The organism is Actinoplanes sp. CA-015351 (assembly GCF_050955685.1).
Taxonomy (GTDB): Bacteria; Actinomycetota; Actinomycetes; order Mycobacteriales; family Micromonosporaceae; genus Actinoplanes.
In genome coordinates, this window is record NZ_CP192102.1 from 3,501,821 (window position 1) to 3,518,687 (window position 16,867).

20 protein-coding genes are annotated in these 16,867 nt (G+C 67.7%); 7 read left to right on the forward strand and 13 right to left on the reverse strand.

The window, feature by feature from the left end; genetic code table 11:
• Window positions 1-273: 273 nt before the first annotated feature.
• From ACQP2E_RS15765 to ACQP2E_RS15795, 7 genes are all read right to left on the reverse strand, one after another.
• The gene (locus ACQP2E_RS15765) at window positions 274-2,565 is read right to left on the reverse strand and encodes a trypsin-like serine protease (RefSeq protein ID WP_433832296.1); all 2,292 of its coding nucleotides are present in this window, start codon (window positions 2,563-2,565) and stop codon (window positions 274-276) included.
• Window positions 2,566-2,621: 56 nt separating this feature from the next.
• Window positions 2,622-2,957 carry a hypothetical protein gene (locus ACQP2E_RS15770; protein ID WP_433832298.1) on the reverse strand — a complete coding sequence of 112 codons (336 nt, stop codon included), beginning with the start codon at window positions 2,955-2,957 and terminating at the stop codon, window positions 2,622-2,624.
• Complete coding sequence (locus tag ACQP2E_RS15775) at window positions 2,939-3,247, reverse strand: hypothetical protein (RefSeq protein WP_433832300.1); 309 nt, start codon at window positions 3,245-3,247, stop codon at window positions 2,939-2,941. Before ACQP2E_RS15775 ends, ACQP2E_RS15770 begins: the two co-directional genes overlap by 19 nt.
• 20 nt (window positions 3,248-3,267) lie before the next feature.
• Entirely contained in the window at window positions 3,268-3,984 is a 717-nt protein-coding gene (locus ACQP2E_RS15780) for a hypothetical protein (RefSeq protein ID WP_433832302.1), read from the reverse strand.
• On the reverse strand, window positions 3,981-7,055 hold the full coding sequence (locus tag ACQP2E_RS15785; protein WP_433832304.1) for a CHAT domain-containing protein: 3,075 nt from the start codon (window positions 7,053-7,055) through the stop codon (window positions 3,981-3,983). Before ACQP2E_RS15785 ends, ACQP2E_RS15780 begins: the two co-directional genes overlap by 4 nt.
• Before the next feature lie 104 nt (window positions 7,056-7,159).
• Entirely contained in the window at window positions 7,160-7,573 is a 414-nt protein-coding gene (locus tag ACQP2E_RS15790; protein ID WP_433832306.1) for a hypothetical protein, read from the reverse strand.
• A complete protein-coding gene (locus tag ACQP2E_RS15795; RefSeq protein ID WP_433832308.1) occupies window positions 7,570-8,541 on the reverse strand; it encodes a hypothetical protein in 972 nt (323 codons plus the stop codon). Before ACQP2E_RS15795 ends, ACQP2E_RS15790 begins: the two co-directional genes overlap by 4 nt.
• Window positions 8,542-9,233: 692 nt before the next feature.
• Here ACQP2E_RS15795 and ACQP2E_RS15800 point away from each other — a divergent pair.
• Together ACQP2E_RS15800 and ACQP2E_RS15805 are read left to right on the forward strand one after the other, a co-directional pair.
• Complete coding sequence (locus tag ACQP2E_RS15800) at window positions 9,234-9,716, forward strand: hypothetical protein (protein WP_433832310.1); 483 nt, start codon at window positions 9,234-9,236, stop codon at window positions 9,714-9,716.
• A gap of 109 nt (window positions 9,717-9,825) precedes the next feature.
• On the forward strand, window positions 9,826-9,957 hold the full coding sequence (locus ACQP2E_RS15805; RefSeq protein ID WP_433832311.1) for a hypothetical protein: 132 nt from the start codon (window positions 9,826-9,828) through the stop codon (window positions 9,955-9,957).
• A 229-nt stretch (window positions 9,958-10,186) separates the two neighbouring features.
• On the opposite strand, the gene ACQP2E_RS15810 is transcribed toward ACQP2E_RS15805, so the two are convergent.
• Entirely contained in the window at window positions 10,187-10,981 is a 795-nt protein-coding gene (locus tag ACQP2E_RS15810) for a MerR family transcriptional regulator (protein WP_433832313.1), read from the reverse strand.
• A 78-nt stretch (window positions 10,982-11,059) separates the two neighbouring features.
• Here ACQP2E_RS15810 and ACQP2E_RS15815 point away from each other — a divergent pair, with 78 nt between their 5' ends.
• From ACQP2E_RS15815 to ACQP2E_RS15825, 3 genes are read left to right on the forward strand one after another with little or no spacing between them, the layout of a single operon-like run.
• A complete protein-coding gene (locus ACQP2E_RS15815; RefSeq protein WP_433832315.1) occupies window positions 11,060-11,419 on the forward strand; it encodes a nuclear transport factor 2 family protein in 360 nt (119 codons plus the stop codon).
• A 39-nt stretch (window positions 11,420-11,458) separates the two neighbouring features.
• Window positions 11,459-12,247, forward strand: a complete 789-nt coding sequence (locus ACQP2E_RS15820; RefSeq protein ID WP_433832317.1) for an SDR family oxidoreductase — start codon at window positions 11,459-11,461, stop codon at window positions 12,245-12,247.
• Window positions 12,244-12,633, forward strand: coding sequence for a hypothetical protein (locus ACQP2E_RS15825; protein ID WP_433832319.1), 390 nt, complete (start codon window positions 12,244-12,246; stop codon window positions 12,631-12,633). Before ACQP2E_RS15820 ends, ACQP2E_RS15825 begins: the two co-directional genes overlap by 4 nt.
• A 5-nt stretch (window positions 12,634-12,638) precedes the next feature.
• Here the strand turns inward: ACQP2E_RS15825 and ACQP2E_RS15830 are convergent, their stop codons facing one another.
• Window positions 12,639-13,175 (reverse strand): hypothetical protein, encoded by a 537-nt coding sequence (locus ACQP2E_RS15830; protein ID WP_433832321.1) that lies wholly within the window; start codon window positions 13,173-13,175, stop codon window positions 12,639-12,641.
• A gap of 106 nt (window positions 13,176-13,281) precedes the next feature.
• Window positions 13,282-13,419 carry a hypothetical protein gene (locus tag ACQP2E_RS15835; protein WP_433832323.1) on the reverse strand — a complete coding sequence of 46 codons (138 nt, stop codon included), beginning with the start codon at window positions 13,417-13,419 and terminating at the stop codon, window positions 13,282-13,284.
• A 197-nt stretch (window positions 13,420-13,616) separates the two neighbouring features.
• Here ACQP2E_RS15835 and ACQP2E_RS15840 point away from each other — a divergent pair, with 197 nt between their 5' ends.
• Window positions 13,617-13,748 (forward strand): hypothetical protein, encoded by a 132-nt coding sequence (locus ACQP2E_RS15840; RefSeq protein ID WP_433832325.1) that lies wholly within the window; start codon window positions 13,617-13,619, stop codon window positions 13,746-13,748.
• A gap of 229 nt (window positions 13,749-13,977) precedes the next feature.
• Here the strand turns inward: ACQP2E_RS15840 and ACQP2E_RS15845 are convergent, their stop codons facing one another.
• The 3 genes from ACQP2E_RS15845 to ACQP2E_RS15855 form a co-directional block, all read right to left on the reverse strand.
• Entirely contained in the window at window positions 13,978-14,220 is a 243-nt protein-coding gene (locus tag ACQP2E_RS15845) for a hypothetical protein (protein ID WP_433832326.1), read from the reverse strand.
• Window positions 14,221-14,452: 232 nt separating this feature from the next.
• Window positions 14,453-14,896 carry a hypothetical protein gene (locus ACQP2E_RS15850; protein ID WP_433832328.1) on the reverse strand — a complete coding sequence of 148 codons (444 nt, stop codon included), beginning with the start codon at window positions 14,894-14,896 and terminating at the stop codon, window positions 14,453-14,455.
• Window positions 14,897-14,983: 87 nt separating this feature from the next.
• Window positions 14,984-16,153: an ISL3 family transposase gene (locus ACQP2E_RS15855; protein ID WP_433832330.1), complete on the reverse strand. Its 1,170-nt coding sequence runs from the start codon at window positions 16,151-16,153 to the stop codon at window positions 14,984-14,986.
• Between ACQP2E_RS15855 and ACQP2E_RS15860 the strand changes: the two genes are divergently transcribed.
• Window positions 16,152-16,625, forward strand: a complete 474-nt coding sequence (locus tag ACQP2E_RS15860) for an AAA family ATPase (protein WP_433832332.1) — start codon at window positions 16,152-16,154, stop codon at window positions 16,623-16,625. The two genes, ACQP2E_RS15855 and ACQP2E_RS15860, sit on opposite strands and share 2 nt — an antisense overlap.
• Window positions 16,626-16,867: the final 242 nt, after the last annotated feature.

The following is a 16,867-nucleotide window of genomic DNA, read 5'->3' on the forward strand; positions in this document are numbered from 1 at the left end:
TACGCCGAACAGGGTCGGCCATGGACGCTCGTTATCTCAGGGCCTGTTCTCGGCGATGCTGGACCAGTGAGAGCGGAGGAGGGGACTCTCGCCGAATGCGTCCGCGTAGGGCTCTCTCGGCTGCATGCTCGCGACGAGCGTTGGCAGTGGGTGTCAGAGTTCATTCCAGAGTAGCCGATCCGGCCGCCTCGGCGAGGTATAGGCGCAGCAGGTGAATCCCTTCGCGTTGACTGCAAGCCCTCGATCGATCGGGGGCTTGCAGTCAACGCTCGCTCAGCTCGCGGGATAGCGCAGCTCGACCAGCGCCGACTCGGCGCCGCCCTCCTCGCCGATGCCGACGCCGCGGTACTGCCCGGCTGCGACGGTCACCGTTGAGGTCGCCGTCGCCGAGCGGGTGGTCGCCGCCAGTGCGCGGCCGGTGTCCGCCCGCACCAGGAAGGTCTTCGGCAGATCCAGGGTGAGCCATCCCGCCGTACCCCTGGCCTTGAAGCAGAATCGCGGGAAGCCGAGGTCGGCGTCGTGGGTCTCCACGACGATGAGATCGTCCGCCGGTGTTCCGGAGCCGCAGTCGGCGAGCAGGATGCGTCCGTCGCCGCGGCCGAGAGTGATGCGCCGGGTGGCCTGGATCACGGCGGCGTCCGGATAGCCGTAGTCCTCGACCAGGGTGCCGCCGTTGGTCTCCGACGGCTCCTCACCGCTGGGCGCGGGAATGGCCGCGACCGGCCCGGCCGGCGCCGCCGACGGAGCCGGACCGCCCGGGGCATACCAGCCCTGCAGGTCGGCGAGCAGATGAGCGGTGCCGGTGCTGACGTTGCGCAGCCGGATCATCCCGTCTGTGCCGACCGGCACGGTGGCCAACCCCGAGCGGGGGCCGGAACCGGGCGGGGCGTAGTTGGCGAACGACGGCGCCGGCTCGGCGCCGCCGACCGGCCAGGCGTGCAGATGCCCGCTCTGGGTGTTGGCGACCGACGTCAGGTTCAGCACGGCGGTCGCGCCGGCGGGCAGACCGGTGGAGACGTCGGCGGTTCCCTGCGCGGCCACCGCGGTTCCCGCACCGAGGGTACGGGTGTCGAGCAGTCGCCGGGCAGAAAGGGTTCGCAGGCCGGCCGTCCCCGCTCCCGGCACGTAGTAGCCGGTGACGGTCAGCACCAGGTGGATCGCGTACCCGCGGTTGGTGATCGTCACCCGGCCGTCGCTGCCCAGTTGGATCGCCACGCCGTGCGCGGTGTTTCCGGCCACGTAGTCCATCACGCTGCGGTTCGCGGCCACACCCGGCGGCGCTGCCGCCAGCCAGCCCGGACCGGCGGCGCCGACCGCGATCACGTCGGCGAACACCGCCGTCGCGCCGGCCGGCACGACCCCGCCGGTCAGCGTGAACGTGCGGCTGGCGTTGCCCGCGATCGTCCCGGTGCTGCCGCCGGTGCCGTTGCGGGTGTCCACCAGCCACGTCGGCGTCACCGGCACGAACCCGGCCCCGGAACCGCGCAGGTAGTAACCCTGCACGTCCGCGATCATGTGCCCGCCGCCGTTGCTGTACACCGACAGCCGCCCGCTCGGCGGCAGCGGCACCACCGCCGTGTTCGACACCGTCTGATCCGGTGCGGTGTTCAGCATCGACATCGCCGGATCCCGCGTGGCGCCCTCGGAGAACACGGTCAGGTAGGTGGCGGCCGTCGCGATCGCGGTCAGATCCAGCAGCACCGCGCTCACCCCGCTGGCCGGCACCCCGCCCACTCCGGCGACCTGGAACGTGGTGGTGCTGCGCGCGGCGGGCACGGCCGGCCCGCCACCGAGCCCGCTGCGGGTGTCGAGCACCTGCCCGCTGGTGGCGAGCCGGACGAACGCGCCACCGCGGATGGTCTCCCGCGCCCAGCCGGCCACGTCGTCGAGCCGGGTCTCGATCGCCGTGGTACGCGTCTCGGTCACCGGCGTCTCCAGACAGCCGCCCTGCCACGCCGCGGAGTGGATCGCCACCAGCGCGACAGTGCCACCGGTCACGCGCAGCGCCGGACCGCCGGTGTCACCCGCGCACAGCGCCGCCGGTGCGCCGGTCAGGCCCAGCCGGCCGGTCGCCACACTCTGCACCCGCAGGTCGGCGGAGTGCAACCGGTCGGGGACCCAGTCCGTGCCGGTCCGCCCGTAGCCCGCCACCCGCAGTGATTCGCCGACCACCGGGGCGGTCGTGGCGAACGGCACCGGCGCGATCCCGACGATCGGGGTGGCGAGCTTCGCCAGCAGGATGCCGCGGCTCGGATGCCGGACCGTCTCGGTCGCGGCCCGGACCTGCCCGGTGGTCGCCGCGGCCCGGTCGGTGCGCCCGACGGTGATCCGCAACGACCCGGCCGGCAGATCGGCGGGCACGCAGTCCGTCGAGGTCACCACCCACTCCGGGTCGACCAGCGCGCCGGAACACCCGCGGGTGCCGTCAGCGGCCCGGATTTCGGCGACGAACCCGTATCCGCTGGTCACCGCGGCACCGCCGGTCACCGCGGCAGCCGGCGCAGGCGGCGCGGCGGCTGCGACCAGGACCGCGGCGGCAACCGCGGTCACGAGGCGTCTCTTCATGCTCTCCCCGCATCCATGACATGTACCAAGTTAGATGTATGGATACGGTAGGCGATTCACTTGCCGTGCGGGTCGTGCTGGTTGATCGCCGCCACTACGGTGTCGTATTCGCCCCGCTTCTCTGCGTACCGAAGGAAAATGACTCTCTCGACCTGAATCTCGCGCGTGTCCGGACGGGTGGCGAGGAGATCGACCACCTCGGCGACGAACGCGTCGAGCGGCATCGGGATCGGGCTCTCCTTCTGCCCCGGCAGCAGGTCGGTGGCGACCGACGGCGGCACCACCTCGACGTTCGTGCCGGCCAGCTGCAGCCGGATCGACTCGCTCAGCATGTGGATCGCCGCCCTCGGGGCGCTGTAGCTGGGAGTGGCGGTCAGCGCCACGAACGCCACCCGGACACGGTCGGGATGGTGGCGTCCGGCTTGCTGCGCAGATGGTCGATGAATGCGGCGATCAGCCGGATCGACCCGAGCAGGTTGGTGGTGACGATCTGTTCGGCGGAGTCGAGGAAGCCCGCGGGCTGTTGCTGGTGATTGTTCATGTCGTCGAGTCTCGGCGCGGCGGCCGGCGGGTGGCAGAGCGCGGCTGTCGGGGGATCGCCGATCCCTGTGTCGTCGATCTCCAGCAGCCGAATGCGGGCGGCGAGCTGGGAGGTCAGTTCGTCCCAAGAAGGCGCGTTCATGCCGGCGGAAACCGCCATGATCAGGTGAACGAGTCGCCGGCCGGCGCCCGTTCGATGGCGGCCGGCCGCGCCGAGCCGCGGACCGTACGCAGCTGAGCCGGCAGTTCGGCGCGGTACCGCCGCTTGGGGAAGCCGCCGGGCAGCTGGAGCGTGGCAGCGACCACGATGTCGGCCCGGACCTCGACGCCGGCGGGCGCCTTGACGATGGCGTGCATCTGCAGGGCGCCGTCGAGGGCGCGTTGAGCGGTGGGCTGGTACCGCCACTCGAAGGCGCTCTCCCGCTGGCCGTAGGCCACGACGAAATTGACGTCCCGGGCCTCCTCCGTCTGCCGCTCCACCTTGGGTTCGATGATGACCGCCTTCACGGTGAGCCCGACGGTGCGTTTGACCGGCGCGGGCTCGGTGGAGCGCAGCGGGGACAGCGACCATGCGATGGGCTGGTCCCGGGCCGTGCCGTCGGTGCTGAGACGGACGCCGACACCCAGTTCGGTGAACGACTCGTTCTTGTCCGGGCGCAGATTCACCACGAGATCGAGCAGGTAATAAGTGCTGGTCCCCGCCTCCGTGCGGAGGTACTCGCCGAGGGGTGTGCCGTCGTCCACCGATGCCGGTGCGATGGCGGAGAACACCGGCTGCCCCATGGAAAGCCGCCGGGGCAGCGTGGATCCGCTGTCCGCGCCGAGCTCTATCCGCGGCACCAGGTCGACGTCGGTGAGGACGATCGCGGAATCGGTCATGGGTGTGCCTCCGTCGGGTCGAGGAAGTCTCCGGTGCCGATGAAGCAGAAGGCGCCCCAGTCCCGGTACTCGGAGAAGGCCGCACGCGTCGCGATCTGTGCCGCACGGAACGCGGTGAGCGTTCCCGCGCCGCGTGCCAGGTGCTGGTACAGGGTCATGTAGAAGGTCTCGCCGACCTCCGGGCGGATCGCCCACAACGCGCCGGCGACCGCGCGAGCCCCGGCGTGCAGCAGCGCCGCGGCCAGCCCGACGATCTCGTCGAACTGGTCGAAGCGCAGCAGGTTTCCCTCGCAGGCGTTGAGGGTGATGAGCCGGACGGCGGACAGGTCCAGTTCGATGACCTGATGGGCGTAGAGCCGGCCTTCCGTGCCGCCCGCGGCATCCAGATACGCGCAGTGGTACATCGGCGTGGCCCGGTACTGCTCGCCGTGCGCGGCGATGTGGACGAACTCGTGCCGGCCCATCTGCTGAAGCACCGCTGTGGGATTGGCCCGTCGTCCGACCAGGGCATGGGTACCGAAGGTCTCGGCGATGCGCAGTGCGGTGGTGGTCAGCGAAGGCACCACGGGAAGGCCGTACGCGGCGCCGCCGTCGGAGCTGCCGACCGCGAGCACGCCGCGAAACGCCGGTTCCGGCCGGGGCCGGATCAGGCACTGGAATGTCGGTAGCACGGTCACGAGCACGTGGTCGGCGACGATGCCGTCGCGGAACGGCATGAGCCAGTAGGGCATCAGGTGGAGCGCCTCGGTCGGCCAGATCATCACATGGTCGACACCGTGCTTGTCGACCGCGTTCTCGATCGACCGGAACAGCCCCGCGAACAAGACGGCGGCGAGGTCGTCGAGATTCTCCGCTGCCTCGGGGGAGACGTCCCGGACCAGCGGATCGGTCTGGATCAGTCGGATCAGATCCGTGACGGCGTAGCCGGCCACGCTGAGTTCGTAGAGGTCACCGTCGATGGAGAAGGTCGGCTGGAGCTGGGAGCTCACGGTGATGCTGGGGGGCTGCAACGCCGCATTGACGTCGACGTGGTCCCGTCCGGCCGCGACCATCAGCAGGGAAAGTCCGGATTTCTCGCCCTCGCCCTCCACCCACACGAAGCTCAGGCTGACTGCAAGCGAACGAGGATCCAGAGTCGGCTGGATGACGGTGTAATCCACTGCGGGTGATGCTCCGGCCGACTCCGGTGAGCTGAGCCGGACGCCGTGGATCTTCCTCAAGTTGTGCAGGATCTCGGGCAGATCGCGACCGGCCCTGGTCTCGAACCGGGTGACGTAGGAAGCCTGCCGGATTCCGACCTCGTCGAGAACGGAGTCGGCGAGCTCCGGGTCGCGGACCGGGCTGCCCCCGAGCCTCTCGATGATGCCTCTGATCGTCGCGGCGTCGTCCGTCGCGGGCACGGCGGTTCCGGCGAGGCGGGCGGTGAGCTGGCGTGACTTCCCGAGCTGCGCCAACGCGAACAGGGGGCCGAACGTTGCGACGGAGACGCTCTGTCGTTCGCTCTCCCGCTGCAGCCGCCGCAACGCCAGAGAAGCAGACCTGGCGATGATCCGCTTGGCAATCACCCGCAGGCCGGCCTGCCGGCTGTGCTCCACGAGGCGCTCGAGCAGGGGGATCAGCGGGGGGAGAACGACGTCCTCGTCCGAGGCGGCGGCCGCCCGCAGCAGGCCCGCTGCCGAGCCGAGACTGTGTCGTGCCCAGGCGGGGAAACCGGCGAGGAGAAGGTCGGTCGCCGCGAGGAGGTGGAAGACTGCGGACAACCAGTTCGTCGGCTGCTGATTTGCGTCGTTGACCTGCATCGCGGCGCGGACCGTCACGTACGAGCGAGCGTCGGCCTGCTGCCCGGCGTCCTCGACCAGGCGATGAACGATCGCCAGTGCTTCGCTCTCACCGAAGAGCCGGTGATGCAGCCAGTGGATGCCCGCTTGCGCGAGTGCCGCCCGTGACAGGCCGGGATGGCGTCCCTCGATTCGTGTAAGGACCGTGCGGAGATCCGCGGAGACCGGGTCGGTGAGTTCGGCGCACGTGGCGGGATCGTTCGGGTGGCAGTGCCCCGCGCGGAGCTGCAGGATCAGCCGGGAGCGTTCGCTGACAGCGGGCAGGCCGGCGAGTCTGCTGTAGGACTCGTGCCATTCGGGCCGGATGTCGTGCGAGATCCGCTCCGGAGCGAGCTGGACCCAGAAGGCGATCGTCTGGGACAGGCCGCACCGCCGTACGAGATCGTCGAAGCCGTAGAAGAGGGCGAGCTGAGCGATCGATTCGCGCCGCCGCGCACGGATCAGGACCAGATGTCTGAGCCGGAACTCGACCAACGGATCCTCGGTGGCCGGGACATCCGCGGCAGCGGCCAGCGCCGCGTCGGCGTTGATGACCGCCGTCTCGTCCGAGCCTTCCAGCCGGGTGATCCACAGGTATGCGCTGACCATCGCCTTCCGGGCAGGCCCGGCCAGCCGCTCCGCCTCCTCGAGCAGCTCGGTCGCCGTGGACAGCATGACGGCGCGATCGGGCACCATGTCGACCGTGCTGGCCGGCATCTCCTGGAACACCCAGAGCTGCTGGTCATGCCGGTCCGCGAGGCACATGTCGAGCCCGTTGGAGACGGCGGCGTACGCCGGGTCGGACGCGACGGGTTCGAGATGCAGCCGGCCCAGACGGAACGCGATCTCGGCGGCGACGGCTGGCCGGGCGGTGGCGTCGATGCGGTCGAGGCACGATCGGCCGACTCCGAGCGCGTCCCGGAAGATCGTCCCGTCGTGACGCAGGACCAGCACTTCCACCGCGGTACGGAGCACAACGATCGCCGACTCCACGACGAGGGGCTCGTCATCGGGGAAGTGCGCGACGGCGGCCTCGTGCAGCAGCCGGGCGAAGGTGTACTGGCCGTCAGGCGGGACGGCGATGTGGAAGGCCGTCTGATCATGCAGCAGCGCTGCCACCTGCGAGCGGGACGGTGGTCCAGGTCCTTCCCGTATCGCGGCGCAGGCCTGCTCCAGAGTGGTCGCGCCGTACATGCAGTAGTCGAAATACTGGTGCAGCTTGTTGAAGAAGGCGTGCGACAACTGGAGGACCAAACGCTCGCTCCTTCCACCTTCGGGCAACATGCCGGGAGCCTGCCGCCCGGAGAAGCCGCTCAGGCGCAGCGGGTGGGGACCGGCTCGTCGGTCTCCACCCTCCACTACTCCGGGGGAGTCTCCTCCGTCTGCTGCTGTTGCTGTCGTCCACGTCTCCAGGTGGTTCTTATCGATCGGCTTGCCACAAAGGAGGCGCCCATCAATCCTGCGCTGACGCTGGCTACGGAGAAGAGAGCGGCTGAGTTGGAACCGAGCACGACCACGGTGATCGCCAAGGCCGCGCTTCCAAAGCAGCTGACGAGGATATTCGCCATCTGGGTGTACCACAGGCGGGTATCCATCTTCTGCTCGTGAGCGGCTCGGGATTTCTCCAGTTCGCGCTCGTGTATCGCCCGGGAGCGAGCGAGATCGATTATCTCGGTGGATATCTCCGGGGCGGACTCGCGCCACTGCACCGCCTTCTCCCACGGAGTCAGGCTCTCCCATGGTGTGGAGCCGCCGGTGTTGCGTCTGGTCATTGGGCGCTCCCGATGGGCGTGTGCGGCCTTCGGCCGGTGGCGCTGCCTAGCGATTCGGGCGGTGGACCGAGCAGGTTGAATGCGTAATCGATGTCTCGTGTCGCAGAGTCGACGCCCTCGAGGATCGGATCGTAGTAGCCGCGCAACTGAACCATGGGGTCGTCGGCATCGCCCTGTTGATCATGGCGGTCGATGCGATTATCCAGGTCGTAGAACTCGTAGAGAGCGGCAGCGAGGATCACAGGCTCGTCGGTGGGCCTCTCCGTTCTGGCGAGCCGCGATGTCATGGGCAGGCCGGAGACGGAGATGTCGCGCCCGATTTCAGCTTGATCATGGGAAGGCGCACGGCCTGCCATCCGTTGCCGATGTGCCCTTCGGCGCGCGAACGCGTCGACCACGATGGACGCTGCGGCTGTCAGCAGCACGCCCATACCGCCGATGACAACCGCCACCCGCCTCGGCTTCGAGGTGCTCACATCCATCCTGTTGCCCAGGTCGACTGTTTGAGCGCTGATCATTTGCTCACCCGGCCGAAGAAACGGCTCCTGGAGGTCGGCCAGCTTGACGGTAAGCAGCTTGCTCGTCCGCTCCAGTGCGGAGTACGCCTCGGCCCTGCTCGACGCGGAGACCGAGATCTCCACGACGTCGGTCCTGCCTTGGCGAAGCTGGACTTGCAGCTCTCTCGCCGGGCCTTCTCGGGCAACGGCCTCTTTGAGGGCATCCTGGCCCCCGAAGATCACGAGAGCGCCAGTCAGCGACGTCACCGTCCACCGTCCGACCCGACCCGGTGTCGACTGAGGCTCAGCGTCGGCTGAAGTCGGCGGGACCAGCATCAGGTCACCCGTAACCCGATAGTCGGCCGGCACCAGAGTCGCGACCAGCCAGGCAGAAAGGGCCGTTATAAGAATGAGTGGAGCGGTGATGTACCAGCGCCTGAAGAGAAGCTTTATCAGGTCCCAAAGATCCACGTGGCCTCCAGATTGGCGGGTACAGTGTGGCCGGACTCACCAGAAGAAGCAACGTTTTCCTCCGTCGGATACTGCGAGATACGCGTGCTGCCCAAGCACGCGAATCCGATTCAGATAATGCTCTCCGGGTAGGGCGCCCGAGCGTGGTTCGCGCTGATCTTGTGGTCTGCGCTCAGCTCATGAGCCATACCGGGCGGTGTGGTGTTCGGCGCGTTGTCATCGAAGTGTTCGACGTTCGCCGGACGTCCGCAGAACCGTGTGCCTAGCGTTTGCCGCAGACCGTGAACCTCCCGAGCAAGTCCCCGGCCCCCGGGCCGGGTGGAAGGCGACCACGATCAATCCGGGAATCGGCACCTCCGTGGCGCCGCATCACAGCACGTCGAGCAGGGTATGGATGCGGGCCCGCGGCGCAGGACGCCATGGCCGCCCAGCGCCTCGTGCAAGATGCCCTCTTCGGTGGGGTAAAGGACCAGTGGCGCTCTGTCGCTGGGAGGCCCAGGACTCCGAGTGGCTCGTCGCCGGAGCGGGGTGGTGCTGCCGGGCCATCCGAGGCTACCGTCAATTCCGGCGCCGATTCTGATCGTTCGATGTCGATGGCGTCGGCTTGGAGTTCAGGATCCTCGCCGCTGCAATGAGGACGGAATCACTCTCGACCTGGACTACTTCACCATCCGCGAGAAGGGGAAGCACACATGCCGAAGAGGATCACGGCAACGTTCGCCCTACTGGCGATGGCGATTGGGCTCCTGCCGTCGATCGCACTGGCCGGCAGGGCGGCAGCCGCGCCCCCGTCCACCTATGACTGTCCCGAACAAGCCACAACGGCAAGCATCAACAGCAGCGGCGTCTATGTGCACTTCAAAGCGTGCATCCGACAGTCCAACGCTGCGGGTAAATACGACGGATGGGTGCACTTCGCCGCCACTCAGGGAGTGACGATCTGGTTCGAGGACCAGGTCATGTACAACGCCGTCATCGCCGGGTCGTACGGGGGAAAGTGGCGTAATTTGCGATCGGCCCTGCAGTATCCGTCGGACCCGGCCTCGGACGCCAGCTACCCCGGCCACAGCTGTGCTCGCAACCAATCTGTCCGATACGGCGTCCGGATCCGGCAGAGCACGAATCCAACCGTGTGGAGCCCGACATCGTGGTCGCCCTCGGTGCGCTGTCCCTGATATTCGAGGCGGTCAGGCCCCGGGTGGAAACCCCGCTCCGGGGCTGTCGCCCGCTTCAGCATCCCCATCGCACCGCCGAGCAGTACCAGCCATCGATGCCCTCGACCGTGTGATCACGACACCCACCTGGCTCGCTGAGGACTGGGACGCGACACCCGACGGCCCGGCATGGGGCCAAACCGTCTCTGAGCTGCGCAAAATCCTCGACCCGCCGCAACGCGAATCGCTCTTCGACCTCTAACTCCCCGCCCAGCAGACACAGTCCGCTGGCAAAAACCGCGCATCGGGCATCCTTCATTGGCACAGGACACAGCTCAGTGGCAAAGGGCAGATCGCGCGGAATGCTCGGAGCACGCTATCGGCACCGGTTGAACGTCACTTTTGGCACCGCTTGATCGTCGGCCGTTTTCGTGTCCGCGAGTTCGACACCACTGGCTCACCGCAGGGCCGGTCGCTTGGTCGACAAGTCCTCATGTCACGCGGAACACCGGCCACCCGATCTCCGTACGCCAGGCGCCCGGATCGCTCACATCTCGGGGCCCCACGCGGTAAACCTCCCGTACAGGCCCAGCCACCGACATCGCGTTCTCCACGACCCACGCACCGAGCTCGCCGTACGTGACGTCCACGCCCTCGTGCTCGCCGATGTGGGTGGTCACCGCCAGTTCCGCAGCGGGCAGGGTCGCGGCGTGCACCCGTCCGGTGCGCGGCGGGGTGGAGGTCGGCAGATAGACCAGCACTTGACCGCGGCCCTCCTCGAACAGGGCGTTGTCGTAGTTACCCCCGGGCGGTCCGGTCTTACCTGCGCCCACGGCGACTTCCAGCTCGGCCATCGCGCCGGCGAACCACGCCTCGACGTCGGCGTGGCCGATCACGGCCTCGATCGCCGCGACCTCGCGGGCGGGTTCGGCGCGCAGCTCGACCTCGATCGGCGCGGGGTCGGGCTGCAGGAGGCGGCGCAGCGAGGTGACTGCGGCCCGGGTGCGAGAGAGTTCGGCCTCCAAGCGCCGCAGGTGACCCGCGACCAGGGTCGACCGGACGCCGGGGTCTGGCGTCCGCAGGATTCGCTGCACGTCGCTCAAGGGGACGTCGAGCTCCCGGAGCCGGTTGATGACCTGCGCGGTCGGGATCTGCTCGACGGAGTAGTAGCGGTAGCCGGTCGACTCGTCCACGACGGCCGGCTCGAGCAGCTTTCCCTCGTGGTAGCGGCGCAGGGTCCGCACGCTCAGGTGGGTCAAACGCGAGAACTCCCCGATCGTCAGCACCCCTTCAGTGTGGACCCTCTCCCTGAGGGAGGGTCCAGCGCTTGACTCTCCGGCCGCGCGAGGCCGGACGGTGGCGACATGACAAACAGCGGCCTTCGTTCCGACGTCCTCCCGGCCACCGTCCGCGACTTTCTCGCAGCCAGCACCGTGCACGACGCCGACGCGGCCTCGTCGTTCCTCGTCGACGACATCGTGGTCGTCGACCAGAACGAGACCTTCCGGGGCCGTGATGAGGTGCACGCGTTCCTGCGCGACGCCGGCGCCGAGTTCGAGTACACCACCGAGCAGATCGGCGCCCGCCGCGTCGACGACGACCACTGGGTGGTGACCCTGCGTCTGGAGGGCACCTTCCCCGGCGGCGTCGCCGAGCTGGACTACCGCTTCACCCTGCGCGGCAACCGCGTGGCCGAGCTCGTCATCGGCAACCACGAGGCCTGAGCCGACCGCACACCACCATCCGTCAGAAGGAAGAGAAAAATGTCCAGCAAAGAACGTGACCGCCTCGACGGCCGCCACGCGCTCGTTACGGGCGGGTCGAAGGGTTCGGGCAAGGCCGTTGTCACCCGCCTGCGGGAGATGGGTGCCGACGTGTGGACCACGGCCCGGACGATGCCCGACGGGTACGACCGCCCCGACCGGTTCATCGAGGCGGACACGTCGACCGTCGAGGGCGCGCAGCTCGTGGCGGGCCGCATTGCCGAGGCTGTCGGCGCGCTCGACATTCTGGTGCACGTCGTCGGGGGCGCCTCGACGCCGTCCGGTGGGTTCGCGGTGATCACCGAAGAGCAGTGGCTGACCGAACTGAACCTGAACTTCCTGGGTGCGGTGCGGCTCGACCGGGCGCTGCTGCCGGCGATGGTCGGGGCCGGGTCGGGTGTGGTGCTGCACTTCACCTCGATCCAGCGGGAACTACCGCTGTACGACGCGTCGCTGGCGTACGCGGCAGCCAAGGCGGCGCTGCGCACGTACAGCAAGGGCCTCGCCAACGAGCTCGCACCGCGCGGTGTGCGGGTCAACGCGATCAGCCCCGGCGGTATCGAGACCGAGGCCTATGAGCGGTTCGTGGACCGGATCGCCGAGGGCAACGGTCTCACCCGTGAAGCCGCCAAGCAGACGATCTTCGACTCCCTCGGCGGGGTTCCTCTGGGCCGGTTCGCCCAGCCCGAGGAGATCGCCGACCTGGTCGGGTTCCTGGTGTCGGACCGCGCCTCGGCCATCGTGGGCGCCGAGTACGTCATCGACGGCGGCACGGTCCCGACCGTGTGAGTCAACGGCGGAGCTCGCTGCCGAACGCTCCCGCAGACGATACGACCCCGACGTTCGATTACAACGACCCGGCCAACAACGCCCCCGAGTCCGTCACCGCGCCGGAAGCTGGAACGGAACCACTGTACGAAGACGGTGAGCAGGAAACGCTCGCCTCGATGGTGGATCTCACTGCAGATGACGTGCCGGCATTTCGCATCGACACACCTTGGGCAGTCGACGCCAACGGCACCGAATTGCCCACCACCTACAGCGTCAACGGCACGACGCTGAGCCAGACGGTTGACACTCGGGGCGCCGCCTTCCCGGTGGTGGCTGATCCCGCTTTCATACCGGTCATCATCTGGCTCACTGTGGCCGCCGCCCGTACCTCTGTGCTGGCCTAGGGCTTCTACTTCGCCCGCCCGCCGCCGGCAGCCGACCTGCGCGCCCGCGTCGGCGTTACCTTCACCAGCTGAGGAACATCCCCGGTCCTGGGGTCGTACCAGTGGAGACCTCGGATCCTCCGGCTTTCCAGCAGGTGCAACTGCCATTCAAGCTGCCGACGTTGCGATAGGAGTCGCCGGTACACCACTGCCGTGCCGAGAACGTAAAACCCGAAGGCAATTCCGAAGATGAAGAATCCACCGAGCCACCAGCTATGGAGAACCGCCTCAGAAGGGGTACCGATCGATCCGAACCCGCCGACACGGTTACCCACCAGGCCTGCGCCGGCTATCAGGATGAACATCACGCCGGGGATCTCCGGTGGCAGACTATCGACCTTCTTCCCGCGGGTCCGCCGCACCTTCTGCCAGGCCACCACCACCGCCGAGAAGATCCAGACAGGAATCCCGATCGCTGCGGCGAGAGCCAACCCGAGCACCCGGGGATCGGCGGGAAAGACGCCGATCAGCGCACCGCCGAGGTAGATGATCGAGGCCGCCATCAGGTTCGCCAGAACATTTATGCCGACATCTGACGCGAAGTTACGCCTCGGTGCCGGCCGCGAAGGTTGGTCCACTCTTGGATATTGCCCCGATCATGCAAAGTGGTCAGCCGACAGCGGTGTCCCACGGGCACAGGATGCGATGGAATCGCCGCCGGAGCAGCAACCGCGCCATGCACTCGGAATCGATGCCCACCTCCGCGCGGGCCGTCTCGACGAGCTCCCAAAGCACGTCACAGTCCACGGTGGCACGGTAACAAGCGGAAGGTACGGCGATACGGGTCCGGAGGTTGACTTTGGTCGCGAGTTCGGATTCACGACCGAAACCAGACGGCTGAGAGTTGGTGGGGCATGCCGGTCGGCACCGACTCCTACCGCCTCGCCCGCACCCGCACCGCTGCCGCCTAGCACGCCGCCGACACGCATTGATCGGAGGAACCCGTGCCACACGATCAGGAGCAGCTACTCCTTGCGATCTGCGAGGACTTCCTCCACCGCACCGGCCCGGCCACCCGCGACGAGATCGACGCACTCCTGCGTCGACGCGGCATCACCGGCGGACCCGGCGTTTGATCGACATGCTCGCCCTCACACGTCTTCGCCTGCAGAACTCTGCCTGCCCGGACGGACCATGCTGCTGAGTCCCGTAAGCCCAACAACCTGGCAAAAGAATCTCTATGCCGGCGGCCGCCAACGCCTGGAAACCACCACAGGCGCTTCCGCAGCCGACCACACCTGCAATCGCAGCCGCTCCATCGTCTGCGGATCCTCAGCCGAGTCGATGCCAGCTCGATAGGCGCGATCAAGGTTGGACTGGGACACGCGCAATCGCAGCAACGCTGTCGTCGGACGGCGGGCCGTCCAGCAACTCGACACTGACCTCGACGTTGACATTAACCGTGGTGCGAACCCCGACCGCGTCCCGGCCGACAGCTAGATGATCATCCGTTGCTTGATCGGTCCACTCATCGCCGAGGTCCGTCTCCGATCCCTCGTCGAAAACGTGGATCTGGTGGTAGTCCGCGAACAAGGTCAACTCAGCCACGCTGTCATGATGCACGCGCCCGCCTCTGCGGTTCACCACGACGCACGGATCTACACGAGATCACCTGAGTGCGTCCCAGGTGGTGTCAATTCTCGGCTCTGGCGCATTCTCAGTGAATGATCTCTGCAACTGCGGCGAGCATCCAGGTTCGGTTGCCAAGTCCGCGATGGCCTGGCGGTTCACGCACCCGCGGGGCGGTTCAGTTCCGAGTTACATACTTCCGGCATAAGAGTCAGGTCTCTTCGATCTGCAATGCCTGGTTGACCTGCGAAAAGGTCAGAACGTGCTGCGAACTAGACCAGCCTGTGCCGATCCGGTTCAACGCCGTCACTGCCCAACGGCAAGCCGTCGGCAGCCCGTCCGCGAGCAGTTGGGCCGCCTGTCGCCGCTGCCCGGACGGTACGGCCCACACCCTCATGAAAAGGTGACTCGCCGGTGATCTGGCCCGGTTGAAGGCAATGTGGCCAGGAACGTCACTGAACCAGAAAAGGTCCAGAAGGCCGAGCTTATCTGTTGTGTGCCGCGGATCCGCGGTCCCGCCGACGAAGCTCAATGAGCCGACGACCGCTCCCGCCTCCCGCAGGCAGCGTTCGACGAAGTCACGCCCGACGGGGTAGGACAGTCCCGACCTCAGCCGCACCCGATCGTAGTCCTCCCACGGTAGGTCGTCGGTCACTCGACGAGGCTATCCGGATCCTGCCGAACAACGGTCGTTGAGCACCGTTTCGAGTGGCATTTCATAATCCAGGAGCGGCATCGCTGACTAGGCAAGCAAGATTCGCTTAAGGAGTAGATCGAAGGCTGCTCGGCCGTACATCTGCCGTTTGATCATCTTGATGCGGTTGACGTTGCCCTCGACCGGTCCGGAGCTGAAGGGCAGGCTCAGCCCGGCGGTGACGGCGGCGATGTCGGCGTTCAGACCGGTGGCGAAGCGGCTCATCCCGGGCAGAGCAGCCTGCTCGGCTGCGGTGATCCACGCAGCGAGGCGTTCGCCGTGTAAGTGGGTCATCATGTCGGCGAATGAGCGGACCAGTTCGACAGCGGATTCCAGTTCTGGGCAGCGGCCCAGGATCTTCCGGAGCTGTTCGGTGTCGCGGCCGACGAGGTTGTCCGGGTGTCGGCAGATCCATCCGGTGACCTGCCGCACTGACGGCGGACGAGGCAGGCTGGTCAGGTCGGGTCTGCTGCGGTACTGCTCGATGAACTTGCGGACGATCGCATAGCTGCCGCCGAAGCCCTGCTCGGTGATCTCTCGGTAGAGGGCACTGGCCTTGAGACACCCTTCGCCGATACGCCGCGCCAGATAGTGCTTGAAAGGGTCGACCAGGCTCGGCCGTGGCTTCTGTCCGACGACCAGTTCCTGCCAGGTGGCGGCGTGGGCGTACTTCGATACCGTCCGGTGCGACCAGCCGAGATGGCGGGCGATCTGCCGGACGCCGGCACCTTGCCTTAGCAGGTCGTGGACCAAGGCGTGATGGGCTCGGCGGCGTTCGGCCATCGTCCCGGTTGGCTCGGCGGCGGGCGCCTCAGCAGGCTCACCGAACTTCGGGTCGGCGGGCTCGGCAAGGCAACTCTTATGTCGGGCGACGCACTTCTCCACGGCTGTAGCCAGGTTCTGCCAGAGGTGAAATCGGTCCGCGACCTGCACCGCCTCCGGCGCCGCGGTCCGAGCTGCCTCCGCGTATGCCGAAGCCCGGTCTCGGCAGATCACCGCTGGCTTCGCATGCTCCTGCAGCCAGGCCGTCACCGGCTCGGCATCCCGTCCCACCAGCACATCCACAACTTTGCGCGTCTCGCAGTCGATCAGGACGGTGCCGTAGTTATGGCCACGCTTGACGGCGAAGTCGTCAACGCCGAGCACCGCGATGTCACCGATGGGCGGGTCGGGCAACGCACGAACCAGCCGAAGGAGTCGATCGCGACCGGTCGGCATGATCGAACAAGATCACGCGAGACGGGTCATCCTCCGTGAACACGGCGGTGGCGACGACGGAGTCGCGCCGGGTTTCATCGCCGCGATGGTCCGGGCCGCGCTCGACGGCGGCTACCACGTCATCGTCGAGGGCATCCTGCACACCGGCCAGTACGGCGCCCACCTGCGCGCCCTGCTCGCCGAGCACCCCGGCCCGACCGCCTGCTTCTACCTGGACGTCACGTTCGACGAGACAGTGCGCCGGCACCTGCGCCGCGAGGAATCCATTCCGGTCGGCCCGGAGACCATGCGTAGCTGGTACACCGCCCGGGACCTGCTCGGCGTGCCAGGAGAAGTGCTGATCCCCGAGGACATGAACTTCGAGGACGTCGTGACGACGATCCTGCACACCAGCGGCCTCGCCCAGGCGATGCCGTCGGCGCCGTGCCCCACCCGATGCGCACGCTGCGCGGAGAAAGCGGAAACCGCGTAGGGCAGCGCGGACACGGCGGACGCCTATCAAGGGCCGGGGTTCGGCAGCGTGGCGACCTTGGCGGCCAATTCGGACGGCATTGGCGGGGGACCGGAATGCAGGACCGGATAGATCAGAAGTACGGCGTGGGAAGTTGCCGGTCGGTGTCACGCAGACGAAGGGTCGGCAGCGCCGGTCGACCAGGCCGATGCCGGCCTGCCGGGCAGGCGTGTAGACGCGCACCGGATGACACCGTGCGGGCC

Coding starts and splice junctions, on each gene's coding strand:
- ACQP2E_RS15765 (WP_433832296.1), bottom strand. CDS start 2,565: ATGAAGAGACGCCTCGTGACCGCGGTTGCCGCCGCGGTCCTGGTCGCA.
- ACQP2E_RS15775 (WP_433832300.1), bottom strand. CDS start 3,247: ATGAACGCGCCTTCTTGGGACGAACTGACCTCCCAGCTCGCCGCCCGC.
- ACQP2E_RS15780 (WP_433832302.1), bottom strand. CDS start 3,984: ATGACCGATTCCGCGATCGTCCTCACCGACGTCGACCTGGTGCCGCGG.
- ACQP2E_RS15790 (WP_433832306.1), bottom strand. CDS start 7,573: ATGACCAGACGCAACACCGGCGGCTCCACACCATGGGAGAGCCTGACT.
- ACQP2E_RS15800 (WP_433832310.1), top strand. CDS start 9,234: ATGCCGAAGAGGATCACGGCAACGTTCGCCCTACTGGCGATGGCGATT.
- ACQP2E_RS15815 (WP_433832315.1), top strand. CDS start 11,060: ATGACAAACAGCGGCCTTCGTTCCGACGTCCTCCCGGCCACCGTCCGC.
- ACQP2E_RS15820 (WP_433832317.1), top strand. CDS start 11,459: ATGTCCAGCAAAGAACGTGACCGCCTCGACGGCCGCCACGCGCTCGTT.
- ACQP2E_RS15830 (WP_433832321.1), bottom strand. CDS start 13,175: ATGGCGGCCTCGATCATCTACCTCGGCGGTGCGCTGATCGGCGTCTTT.
- ACQP2E_RS15860 (WP_433832332.1), top strand. CDS start 16,152: ATGATCGAACAAGATCACGCGAGACGGGTCATCCTCCGTGAACACGGC.
- ACQP2E_RS15855 (WP_433832330.1), bottom strand. CDS start 16,153: ATGCCGACCGGTCGCGATCGACTCCTTCGGCTGGTTCGTGCGTTGCCC.